Source organism: uncultured Gimesia sp., from assembly GCF_937910335.1.
Classification (GTDB): domain Bacteria; phylum Planctomycetota; class Planctomycetia; order Planctomycetales; family Planctomycetaceae; genus Gimesia.
In genome coordinates this window covers 1-11,965 of the sequence record NZ_CALEMX010000339.1, presented here as the reverse complement: position 1 = coordinate 11,965, position 11,965 = coordinate 1, and the positions used below count along the sequence as shown (strand labels likewise).

Below are 11,965 nucleotides of genomic sequence, written 5' to 3'. Positions count from 1 at the left end.
TTGCTCGTTTGTTTCATCGGCCACATCAACAAGTTGTGGGAGTTTTCGCGTTTCAACCAGGGCCCCAATTTCTGAGAGCAGCGATCCGGTTTCCACTCCATAAGGGACGGAATGAATGATCAGGCGTCGGATCCCCTTTGATGCTCTCTCCGATTCAGGTTTCCATTCTCCTCTGACTTTAACGGGGCCGCGGCCTTCTTTATAAACGGTTGTCAGAGACCGTTTATCAGTCACAATTCGGCCGCCGAGTGGGAAGTCCGGCCCTTTGATAAATTTCATTAACTGTGCGACACTCGCACCTTTATTGTGAATCAGATAAGTACAGGCTTTGATGACTTCGCCCAGATTATGGGGGGGGATACTCGTTGCCATACCGACGGCGATTCCATGAACCCCATTGACGAGCAGGTTGGGAAACCGTGCAGGCAGCACCACGGGCTCATTTCGCGTTCCATCATAATTGGGCCGCATTTCGACCGTTTGATAACGCAGCTCATTCATCAGATGTTCTGCGATACCAGTGAGACGTGCTTCTGTATAACGGGCTGCAGCGGCGGGAAGGCCCATGATGGAGCCGAAATTCCCTTGTCCGTTAATGAGAGGACTTCTCAGGTTAAAGTCCTGTGCAAGCCTTACAAGAGCGTCATAGACGGAGGCATCGCCGTGCGGATGGTAATTTCCCGTGGTATCACCACAAATTTTAGCACACTTACGTGGCTTCGCATTCGCCACCAAATGCAGATCGTGATACATCACATATAAAATACGGCGTTGAACCGGTTTCAGCCCGTCACGCACGTCCGGTAATGCCCGAGATGTGATTACTGACATGGCGTAATTGAGGTATCGTCTGCGAGTGACCTCACTGATGGGGACATACTCGATACGATCTGTTTCACTGCCGGCTCGTCCATTCTTGCTGCCGGCTTTGCCTTGATTGGCTGATTTTCGTTTAGCCAAGACTCTCTCCAAAACTCTATTACGCGGTCTGAAAATGAGGGAAGGATCTCCATGAATTGCTATTCAATGGAATCACTCTCCTTCATTTTTCGGGTTATCCCGCATGGTAGCTTAAGAAAAATATGTTGAATTGACGGTTTGTATAAACATTATGGATTGTAGCTGTTGGATCGGTTATTTAACAGATAACGCCGCTCGTAACCCGTTAAATAGACAATAATTCGGGAAAATAGGACGAATCGTCATTGTAGTTACAAAATGACTCATTCCGATGATTCCTGCCAGCCGAAATTTGGACTAGTGGCCTTCATTTTGGGTGGGTCACATTCTGGCGACTGAAAGATACAAAATTGACCAGAGATCTGAAAAGTGGAATTTTGATTATTTCAAGTTTTGCTGCGGTCTTTGTGAAGAGGCTTGCCCTCATTCGTGAACCGTCAAAGGTTCAAAAAAAGACAATTGAACATTACAAAGTTGACTGACGGGGGTTGGATGACCCTTTGGAACAGTCTCATTGGTGGATAAACCACAATAAAATCCAGGGAGGGATTGTTATGGCTCATTCGAGTCTGAAGGTAACCCTGCTTACCAGTTTGTTACCAGCGTTTTTACTGATGGCACCGGCTTTAAAAGCTGCTGAAACAGGTACTGTCAACAACGCCGTTGTCCAACAGGAAAGCCGCTCAAAAACATCAAAGTATAACCCGGTGAGTTGGTTCAAGCAGAAGTTTTCGAGGTCGACGCCCAAGCCTGCCAGCGTGCAGCAAGTCAGCCATGAGCAAGAAAACGAATCTCGAATTACTAAAAAGAGCTCGTTTGCCAAACGCCCCAAACTCGGTCGTCGCACACATGCCGGTAGTTATATTCAGCAAGTTAGTAACCAGCCAAGAATCATTACCTCCACGCCTGCACGTTTTGAGAACGCACAACAGGCACGGCCTATCAGCTACTCACACGGTCACAAACATCACAAAAATTACAAAGCAGGTCAGCCGATGCCATCAGCTGCTGGCATGAATGTGCTGCCAGGATATCCGCAACTGGGAGCGCCCATGTATCCTTCTCCCAAACCGGGTATTCCCGATTATGTGGGACGAACCGTCATTACCAACCAGGCGTTAGCTCCTCAGGAAATGTTGTACGCCCATGAGTACAACGCGATGTATGGTCCTTACTATTACAACGTAAAAGGTGGCTGGATCTGGACTCCTTTCGGAATGCGTTCACATGAACGTTGGAAGCTGGAAGGGACGAAAGTTAATGTTAAATATAAAACAAGTTTCGGACTCTTCCCCAGTTTCATTCCTCCCCGGATTCGGTAAGAGAGCCTGAGTATAAAAAAGTAATCTTAATCAGAATACGTTTATCACACTGAACCAGGTGGCTCAGAGATACGATCAGGAAATAATAACATGCACAATTTTAGTTATAAATTAGCGGGTTTCATTGCTGTGGCAGGGATCATCACAGTCCTGTCAGTACAAGACCTGCAAGCGGGTGAACCCGATAGCTTGAGTTCCAGCCAGCGAGCCGGCGCTCCCATTAATCAAGTGGGATACTTCCAAAAGAAATGTGGATGTAAACAAAACCACGTTCATTCCTATTCAGATCGTGCTTCCTATGCAGGCGGTGCATGTCCTCATTGTCGTTCAGGGTCAAATGTACGTTCTGCGGGGATCGGAAGGCGTGGTTCATTACTCGATAAGTTCCGCTGGAAGCATAAGCATAAGGCAAAGGGTGTTGCTCCTCTTGGACGATACAACATTACCTATGCCGTTGATCCTTATCAGTTTGATAAACGAGATGGGCAGCTTTATGGCGCACAAGGTTATGGAGTTCCAGTTGCCGTTCCGCTGGCTCCGAATGTGCATCATACCTACAACTATAGTTGGGGCATTCCTTCAAGCCGCCTGACTCCGGTAACGCGCATCGTTCAATAATCTAAAATATTATCCTCAATCGGGTCCAGGAAGATTGTTATGAGAATCTTAAATATGCAATTGCTTGCAATTCTGGCAGTGACTGGCTTCATGGCTGGCTCTGTCTCGAAGGTAAGCGCTGACGATAGAACTCCCGCAAGCCAGACAGGCATTGAGCAAGTGGAGCACGAGACTGACGGGGGTGGTGAATACTATTGTCCTCCCGGATCTTCAGGTCGCTATGATGGTGGCGGTAGTTATCGATACTATGGTACGCGGGAAGGTCGGGCCTTTTTGCGAAAACATAAATCGCACGGTCCGGCATGGTGTCCCCCTTCTGCGCAGATGATTCAAAGAACTCCCGTGCAATATCAGCGATATTATTCGAATCAATATATGGGTCAACGTGGTCCTACCGGAGCTGCCAATTACCAGCAGATTTATATGCCCACCGATACCACACAGCTCGGTTTCTATTACCAGAGCGTGCCAACCTGGCAACCTCGAAGAGGCATGCTGCCACCAGCACCAGATCCAAGCATGTATCACACGCGCAATTGCAACTCCTGTAGAGGGCATGGTTGTAAACACTGTCGAGGACACCACGCGGGTGGCCCCGTTTATTATTCAAATGGAAATCAGGGTACACCTCAACCAGAGGCGGCACCAGTAAAACAGAATGCCAACCCACCGGTACCACCGGCTCCTTCCAAATTGAATCAGGCCTCCTTCCAAAGATAATGTTGGTTTCGTGATTTAATACGAGCAACACAATGGACGATATTGAGTCACCCCATGAGGGATCGTCTGGGGTGACTCTGATAAAAGTGGGTTTCACAAAAATCACTGACCCCGATTGACAAACACAAGCCTGTTTGAATCGTACAAAATCCCTGTCTTCAGGGATTTTTTTACGCCTTGATATCGCCGCGCCTCTGAAGAAACTATTCCCTGTGCGTCGCGCGCAAGGAAGTTTTCTTTTGACGGTGAAGACTTCTCTACCTGTGATTTGCAGGACACTGTTTACCAGTTTTGTGCAAGCTTGATTCACTCCCGGTAGAAGAGGTGAATAACTGCCACTGGTTCCAAAACGCTCAGTAGCAGCGATCAGATCGATAAAAACAACAAAAAGTGAACCAGGGAAACGTTACCTCAAAATAACATTTCGTGTCTTTCGCGATTTTTGTGGTAGAATCTGGAGTCTAAAATGAACGGACTGTAAAGTTGCGCGATCGGGGTCATGTTTGGTTTATGCATTGACTGAATCTGTTGGTTGAGTTTGTTCTGAAAAGTGTGAATGCTCAAACAGCATCCTGCTCTCTTCAACAACCCCAAATTTCATGCGGACCAATCTTTTCAAAGATCTAGACCATTATCATCATCTTTCCCATCAATGCTGTCAGGAATGACAAGGAGAACACCTTGACGATTGCTTGATCCAGGGAAATAATACACGTGCATCTGTGAATAGTCATCAAAATTTCCAGTCAACATGTTCTGTTTGACTGACAGGCGTGATATACAGCTCATTCACTAGAAGGACATTGATCCAATGAATCAACCCGAAAAAATTTCTGCTGAAGTCTTGCTAATGGACCTCCGAGATAACGACTTGGAGATTGCCCGAGAGAAAGCCAGCAATACTTTGAGTCAGTTGGGTATTGATATTGTTGCCAGTGGACAACGCTCCATTTCCATTGAATGTACGCCAAATCAATTCGAAAGCACTTTTAAGTGTTCCGTCAAAAGGAGTTCTCAATCAGACAGCCCGGGAATCGATTTTGGTCCTGTGTCCAGTGATGCTTTCACAACAGACCAAGCCCCATCAATCCCCGAGCAGCTGTCGCAGGAAGTGAAGTCGATCGAAATTCAAATCCCTCCCTCTCTGTTTTAGTTAGACCTGTTTCCAGGCTGCAAACGCATCAACAAGACCGTGTCCGGTGGCACCATCAGGGCCGCTCGATGCGAAAATTTCTTTATGCTGCAGCACGCCTCCAATTTTGACAGGGTTCGATACTTCGTTTGCATGCCCCGCCTGGACATCTCGCGCTGTGAGCTTGAGTACCCCTCTTATATCACTTGGTGTTAATCCCGGGTTCTGTTGTTTGAGCAGCGCGCAAACACCCGCAAGTTGTGGTGCTGCTGCTGACGTTCCACTGATCACGGCCCAGCCATCATTGTTGTTTGTGCCATCATGGGCAGATCCATCACTGTCAATAGAGCAGCCCGGTTCTAAAGGCAACATAATATAGTCTGCATGTGGTTTTAATCCGACCAGACCAGACAGGTCCGGTACGTTGCGTCCGGGGTAGATCGCACTCTTGAAAGCGCTCGAATAATCTGACGCCTGCACAGCCATATTTTCGTCTAAATAAGCACCGCCCGCTGATACAATATCGGGATGCATACCGGGAAATCCGATGTGTCCATTTCCCGACGAGATGCAGACTGTGATTCCTGATGCAACTGCATCAGCAATTTCCGTTTCAAGCGAAGACAAAAAACCGGGAAGACTTGGTAATGGCAATCCATCTGCACCGCGTAAGTCCCACCCGAGACTAATCGAGATAATATCAGGGTTGAGTTCAACGGTTTTTTTGAAAGAAGCGGCTAGACTGTTACCAGTTTTCACTCCGATGAACGTGATGTCGGGAGCAATGGCCAGAATATTGGCAGCCTCAGCCGTGCCATGTCCATTCTCGTCATGTTCCACATTACTTGCCCCCGGACCTAACATTCTTGACATATTGTAGCCCATGCCTTCGTAGTAGGGGTGTTGGATATAAAATCCACTGTCAATCATTGCTACACGGACACCTTTCCCTGTAATGCCTTCACGATGAACTCTGGCGGCATTCGTCAAGAACGCCAGGTCCCCTGGTACACGAATATGATGGTAGTCAACACTTGGAGGAAACGGGTTTTCAAAATAAAGAAAAGGTGGCTGAATATAGGCGCGCTCAACCAGACCTTCCAGTACAATTGGTGGTGCCCAGACCGCATCTTTAGCGGGAGCAAGAAAAGTTTCTGCCGAGGCAGTTGCTTGTGTGGAGGTGTCCATCTTGGAAGATTCAAGTTGTGTTCCGAATACTTCCGTAAATTGTTGCGAGGTGCATTCCACAGAAATGGATGTTGATGATACTGCCAGAACATCAAATCCCAGCTTGGTCAGGGCGCCCAGAGCCCGATCTATCTGTGAAGAATCAGCATGGAATTGCGAAGCATTCCGGGCAGTTGGACGTACAATCGATGAAAAAGGAGTTAGAATATTGCTGCCTGCAGGTGGTGCCAACGTAATCTCAACACTGAGCTTGTTGTCGGTTGACGAATAGGCTGACTTCTTTGCTGGCTTTGACGCTTTCTTCCTGGCAGGACGTGTGGCTTTTGTTGATTTGGTGGTTCGTCGCTTTTTTCCGGTACTTTTTGCTTTCTTTTTAGCCATGGCTGATGGTCTCCTGGATGACGGGTACGAGAATTAATTTCGTTCTCAGCACACGCTGTTTTCTAAAGAGGACCAATGCCGTGTAGAGTATACATGCTGGTGTCGAATAAATATACAAAAATATTTATCGGCAGTGATATTATATAAAATTTTTGTAACAACTCTTGATTGGAATGAACCAGCAATTGATGATTGATTCCAATCTCTCAACGGCATTTTTTTGTTCAATGGTACAATCGACACTTCTGGTTACCTTGCTATGATGTAGGAAAGAGATCCATTTCCAATCGCGTGGGAAGGGAGATTCAGATTGATGCAATTACAGGAATCAGGTTTCATGGCACACATTCAACTGGCAGTGATCACTGTAGCTTTACTAATGGTGGTGCCGGAAAGATTGACAGCAACGGAACCAGCGGCTCCACGCAAGCCGCACCCGGATGCCGTTGCCAACACACATCCACCTGGTGAAGTTGATAAGCTGGAGTTGGTGCCATTCGTCGTTGCTGATCCTGGAAAGTTGAAGGGGATCGTGGTCGATGAAACGGAGGCCCAATTAATCGGGACCTGGCAGTATTCGACCCATACACCCCCTTATGTGGGGCTCGGCTATCTGCATGATCAGAAGAAAGGGAAAGGGGACAAAGCGGTAATCTATACGCCTGCGATTCCCAAATCGGGGCGTTACGAAGTGCGGCTCTCGCATTGTTACAACATCCGCCGATCCACAAATACGCCGATCACCATTCATCATGCAGAGGGGGAAAAAACCATTCGCATCAACCAGCAGAAAATTCCCGAACATCAAAAACTGTTCCGCACACTGGGAGTCTTTCGATTCAAAGCAGGGAAATCAGGCTGGGTCAAAATTTCCAATGAGGGCACAGACGGAAAATATGTGATCGCCGACGCAGTTCAGTTTTTGTTTGTTGGCGATTGAGTAATCAAATTTTTCAGAAGTTGAAAATGAAAGAGGCCAGTGCTATCGCTTTTTCAGCTCTTTTATTCTTCACCGTAGACATCCTTGTAGAGCTTCCATTCTTTTCGATGGACAATGTAGTAGTTGATTCCTTTATTGGTGACTTGAAGTAAACCTTTGTTATTCCTCATATCGAAATACTGTTTGTAGTTTCTGTCAAACAGGATTAGGGCTTTTAATTTTCCTTTGGGCAGCATAGGGGTATTAACAGTCTTGTATTTTTCGATTGGGGTATCAGGAAGCTGTACGTTTAAAGGCTGAATGTATTTTCCGAGCGCCCAAGAGGCGACTACAGCATCGGCTGTGCTGACGAATTCACAGTATCTGCCGCCTCCAAAGCCAAATGTTTTGAGATCACCGAGCCAGTCTTCATTGTATTTAACTGCGATCTTTCGACGTTTCCAGTCATAGTCTTCATTGTAAAAGAAGAGGCTAAGGCCATTGGTCTCTTCGAAATTTTCTGGCTTCCATGCTGACTTGTCTGAATTGGTGAGCGGAGCTGTTTTATAAGTCTTGCGCTGCAGCTTGAGCGAAATCGACTCTCGGATTTGAAAATACGCTTTGTGAATGTTTTTTGCTAACTCCTTGTTTTGCTTGTCTAGCTTGAGCTTGGAATAGCCCGCGTAGCCACAGAAAGCTGGTTCACAAACGAAGCGATATCCATAGACTTCTTCAGGTTCTTTTGCCCGTTCCTGAATCGATTCCAAGGTGAGTATTGAATGGAAGAAGGCATCGCCGGGTAGAAAATAATTGTTAGTGGCATGTAATGGTTGAATTAGTGTCAGTAGATAAATTGCGACAGTGAGACAGAGGACTTGGAATGCTTTCATGAGAAATGCTTTCTGAATCATGAGAAAAGGGAGGTTGATTTCCTCGTTACTTGACAGTATCTAAAATCATCCATAACTAGTATAAGATTGGCCTGAATCTTCGCAATCTATATTTGCCACACCGATTGAATTGGATCATGAATGTCTTCTGCATGTTCCAGAATCGCCTCAATGCTTGCTGTGAGACCTGCAACTGCAGTTTCCTCAGACATACTTGGCGCACCAAGATGAGATTCCAAAGCGGCGACACTGGGAAGATGCGGCAGGTGAATCCAACCGGCACGAATATCGAGATTTGCCGTCGCAATGTGGTGCAGAATACCATACATCAAATGATTACAAACAAAGGACCCCGGCGTGTCTGAAATATCAGCAGGTACTCCCGCCACTCGCATTGCTTTTACCATCGCGCGAATTGGTAACGTCGAATAATATCCAACGGGGCCTTCAGGATCGGTTGGCTGATCTTGAACAGAGCATCCTTCATTATCTACAAGCTCATATCGCGTAGAATCGTTAAAGTTATTTGCAATCCGTTCCACTGTGATCATGGCGCGACCGCCGTACTCTCCCAGCATAATCACCACGTCCGGCTGAATGTCCTTGATTGCTGCTTTGACAAAATCAATGGATTTAAAAAAGGCCGCTGGAACAATTTTGGCTATAATGGTTGCTCCATTGATCGTCACACTGTCCAATTTTCTGGCAACGCTTCCTGCAGGATTCACAGGGGTCGTTCCAAAAGCATCAAATCCGGTTACGAGTACTTTTGTCATGATACTTCACTTCAAGAAAAGTAGAATGCTTGCATTTAATTCAGAACCCACCTCACTTAGCATACCGAGATCATTTCGAATGACCACAGGTTGAGAATCGTTTTTGATTTAAGAATAGAAATTCGTAAACTCGAAGCAGTATCGAGGAAACAACTTACGTCTCTATCACAAATTCCGATAAAGCTTCTTTACGTGCCCCGTGAAAGGTTTCTGTTTGTGGTGGATATTTACTGGTAAGGAGCGAGAATGAATGCATGGAATCACCAGTCCCTGATACTCGAAACAGCTTGATTCTGAGGTTGCCAGACAAACGTGATGTCGAGGCGTGGGATCGGTTTGTGTCAATTTACGAGCCGCTGGTGTATCGACTGGCTCGTACCAAGGGATTACAGGATGCGGATGCGCGGGAAATTGTGCAGGAAGTGCTTGTTGCGGTTTCGCGAGCCATTGAACAATGGGAGTTTGATCCGGAACGTGGCCGATTTCGTGACTGGCTGTTTCGGATTGCGCGTAATTTGATGATTAAATATTTGACACGACGAAAGTATCGCCCCATTGGTACTGGCGACTCAAGGATTGCGAACATGCTGGAACAGCAAGCTGATCCAGTCTGTGCAGAGGAAGAATCAGAGTTATTTGATTTGGAATATCGACGTGAAGTTTTTCGGTGGGCGGCGGAGCAGGTCCAGGAGCAAGTGAAGGAGCGTACCTGGCAAGCGTTCTGGTTGTCAAGCATTGAGGGACACGAGACGGAAGATGTCGCGCGGGAACTCAAAATGAGCGTTGGTGCAATTCACATTGCCCGGAGTCGTATTCGAAGTCGATTGCGAGAAGCAATCAAGAAACTGGAACAGGATGGCGAAGAATAATTCTCATCACACAACGTGAGGTAAAGATCGTGACGAGTAATCTAAAACATGTTGATGATGCAGAGCTGCAAGTTTTGCTCTATGGAGATGAAGACAGCGAAGAATACCGCTTGACGGCAGCACACGTGGAGATTTGTGAAGCGTGCCAAATGCGGCTCGACTCTGTTGTGGGACCGACTCAACTTGATATGGAAACTCGTGAGTTACTCAGCGATTATCCATGGGAAGAGTTGTCAAGCAGTCGCACAACTTTTCAAGGTACCGATGGATTGCACGGTGAAGTAGAGAGTCTGACTTTTCTCAATCCCCCAAGTCACCCTGAGATGCTTGGCCGTCTGGGGCGATACGAGATAGAGCGCATGATTGGTTCTGGCGGTATGGGGCTTGTGCTGAAGGCCTTTGATACAGAGTTGAATCGTCCGGTCGCGATCAAAGTGCTGGCTCAACATCTGGCTCATAGTGGGGCGGCGCGTCAGCGCTTTGCCAGGGAGTCACGGGCGGCAGCGGCCGTGGTCCATGAACACGTTGTCGCAATTCATAATGTGGAGGCCGACGACGAGAACCCGTTTCTTGTGATGCAGTATGTCGCGGGTGAGTCGTTGCAGGCGCGCGTTGACCGTGAAGGGCCGCTCGATGCGAAAGAAATCATGCGAATTGGAATCCAGGCGGCATCCGGACTCGCGGCGGCACATGAACAAGGTGTAATCCATCGCGATGTCAAACCGGCAAACATTCTGCTGGAGCAAGGCATTGAACGCATTTTGCTAACCGACTTCGGATTGGCGAGGACCGTCGATGATGCCAGCCTCACGCATACCGGAATTATCGCCGGCACACCACACTATATGTCACCCGAGCAGGCCAACGGCGACACAGCTGATCAACGCACGGATCTTTTCAGTCTCGGCTCGGTGCTCTATTTCATGGCCACGGGCCGACCACCGTTTCGAGCCGAGCGAGCGATGGGCGTGCTGCATCGAGTTTGCAACGACAGGCATCGTCCGGTATGGCAGGTGAATAGCGAAATTCCTGACGACTTGTCTGACATCATCGATCGACTATTAGAGAAAAAAGTGTCCCATCGGTTTGCAAATGCTGTTGAAGTCCGGGAGTCACTAATTCAATTGCTTGCGAGAACGCAACAACACGGAACACGCCGTCGCAGTCGCTTGAGGAGATTCATCCGGCGCCGTCCGTTTCTTGCCTGTGGAGCAATGGTCAGTCTTGTATCTGCCATTGTCGCGGTTTTGATGTTCTTGCCGCCCAAAGCCGAACGAACGAGAGACCATTCGACACAACCCGCGGAGACTGTTGCCCCCGTCAACAACATTTCACTGGCTCAGCAAGATCAGGTGATTGCCGCAGAGTCCGCTGTTTATTCGGCGACGGCACAAGAAATATCCGAGCGGCTTCAGCAGCTTGAAGCCACCTCAAACACGGCGAGGTTTGCACTACCGGCGAACGATCAATTCTGGCAAAACTCTACGTCATTCAATGCACGTTTAGACCAACTTGAACGCGATACACTTCGCGATTCTTCAACCTCTTCTACAAAGGAAGAATGATGATGAAAGCACGATCATTTATGTTTGTGGCTGCTATTGGAATTGCGGCCGTTGTTTCCATAGTATTGTTCAGCACCACGAGTTATGCGCAACAAAACCCTGCGCAGCAAGCTTCTGCGACCGCACGACAGTTCGGCATGGCGAAAAAGCTCTATGAGGATTTGCAGAATCCATTTAACGCGCTCCTCAGACAACTCAAGAATGCGAAATCGGTGGAGCAGAAATCTCAAACGAAAAAAGCAATACAGGCAGCGCTCGTCGAGTACTTCAATGCTGATATGGAACAACGCCGGGCAGAACTCGACAGATTAACCTCCCGAAGTGAGAAGATGTCAGCGGCACTCAAAAAGCGCGCGGCGGCGAAAGAGCAACTCGTCGACCTGCAACTGAAGTCCTTCAAATATGAAGCTGACGGACTAGGATTATTCTCGAAGCAACGTACGATTTCTCGGACTGCCACTATGCCGTCCTCTGCGCTCAATTCATTTTCAAATGGGAGTTTCGGTGGGGGTGGTGGTTTCGATATTGCTGGTGGTTTCGGTTCACCCTCTCCACCCATCCCACTCGACGTAGCTATGAACAATGTGAACGAAGCTCGCCAGAAAGTGCGCAGTGCAAAGTCTGA

At 47.7% G+C, this 11,965-nt stretch carries 12 protein-coding genes; 8 read left to right on the top strand and 4 right to left on the bottom strand.

Annotated elements, in window-relative coordinates; translation table 11 throughout:
• Window positions 1-960 (bottom strand): DNA gyrase subunit A (locus Q0668_RS13595; RefSeq protein WP_298865569.1); only part of this gene is annotated, 960 nt, incomplete at its 3' end.
• A gap of 554 nt (window positions 961-1,514) precedes the next feature.
• Here Q0668_RS13595 and Q0668_RS13590 point away from each other — a divergent pair.
• The 4 genes from Q0668_RS13590 to Q0668_RS13575 all read left to right on the top strand — a co-directional run bounded on the left by Q0668_RS13590 (window position 1,515) and on the right by Q0668_RS13575 (window position 4,773).
• Window positions 1,515-2,282: a hypothetical protein gene (locus Q0668_RS13590; RefSeq protein WP_298865567.1), complete on the top strand. Its 768-nt coding sequence runs from the start codon at window positions 1,515-1,517 to the stop codon at window positions 2,280-2,282.
• 90 nt (window positions 2,283-2,372) lie between these two features.
• Window positions 2,373-2,900, top strand: a complete 528-nt coding sequence (locus tag Q0668_RS13585) for a hypothetical protein (RefSeq protein ID WP_298865565.1) — start codon at window positions 2,373-2,375, stop codon at window positions 2,898-2,900.
• 39 nt (window positions 2,901-2,939) lie between these two features.
• Window positions 2,940-3,620 carry a hypothetical protein gene (locus Q0668_RS13580; protein ID WP_298865563.1) on the top strand — a complete coding sequence of 227 codons (681 nt, stop codon included), beginning with the start codon at window positions 2,940-2,942 and terminating at the stop codon, window positions 3,618-3,620.
• A gap of 811 nt (window positions 3,621-4,431) precedes the next feature.
• Entirely contained in the window at window positions 4,432-4,773 is a 342-nt protein-coding gene (locus tag Q0668_RS13575) for a hypothetical protein (RefSeq protein WP_298865561.1), read from the top strand.
• Here the strand turns inward: Q0668_RS13575 and Q0668_RS13570 are convergent, their stop codons facing one another.
• A complete protein-coding gene (locus Q0668_RS13570) occupies window positions 4,774-6,321 on the bottom strand; it encodes a S8 family serine peptidase (protein ID WP_298865559.1) in 1,548 nt (515 codons plus the stop codon).
• A gap of 337 nt (window positions 6,322-6,658) precedes the next feature.
• Here Q0668_RS13570 and Q0668_RS13565 point away from each other — a divergent pair, with 337 nt between their 5' ends.
• Complete coding sequence (locus Q0668_RS13565; protein WP_298865557.1) at window positions 6,659-7,261, top strand: xanthan lyase; 603 nt, start codon at window positions 6,659-6,661, stop codon at window positions 7,259-7,261.
• Window positions 7,262-7,323: 62 nt separating this feature from the next.
• Here the strand turns inward: Q0668_RS13565 and Q0668_RS13560 are convergent, their stop codons facing one another.
• Window positions 7,324-8,130, bottom strand: a complete 807-nt coding sequence (locus Q0668_RS13560) for a hypothetical protein (protein ID WP_298865555.1) — start codon at window positions 8,128-8,130, stop codon at window positions 7,324-7,326.
• A gap of 107 nt (window positions 8,131-8,237) precedes the next feature.
• Window positions 8,238-8,906 (bottom strand): pyroglutamyl-peptidase I, encoded by a 669-nt coding sequence (gene pcp, locus Q0668_RS13555; RefSeq protein ID WP_298865553.1) that lies wholly within the window; start codon window positions 8,904-8,906, stop codon window positions 8,238-8,240.
• Between the two features lie 254 nt (window positions 8,907-9,160).
• Between pcp and Q0668_RS13550 the strand changes: the two genes are divergently transcribed.
• The 3 genes from Q0668_RS13550 to Q0668_RS13540 all read left to right on the top strand — a co-directional run.
• Window positions 9,161-9,775, top strand: a complete 615-nt coding sequence (locus tag Q0668_RS13550; protein ID WP_298865551.1) for a sigma-70 family RNA polymerase sigma factor — start codon at window positions 9,161-9,163, stop codon at window positions 9,773-9,775.
• 29 nt (window positions 9,776-9,804) lie between these two features.
• On the top strand, window positions 9,805-11,340 hold the full coding sequence (locus Q0668_RS13545) for a serine/threonine-protein kinase (protein ID WP_298865548.1): 1,536 nt from the start codon (window positions 9,805-9,807) through the stop codon (window positions 11,338-11,340).
• A partial coding sequence (locus tag Q0668_RS13540) for a hypothetical protein (RefSeq protein WP_298865546.1) occupies window positions 11,340-11,965 on the top strand: 626 nt, incomplete at its 3' end. The genes Q0668_RS13545 and Q0668_RS13540, both read left to right, overlap by 1 nt.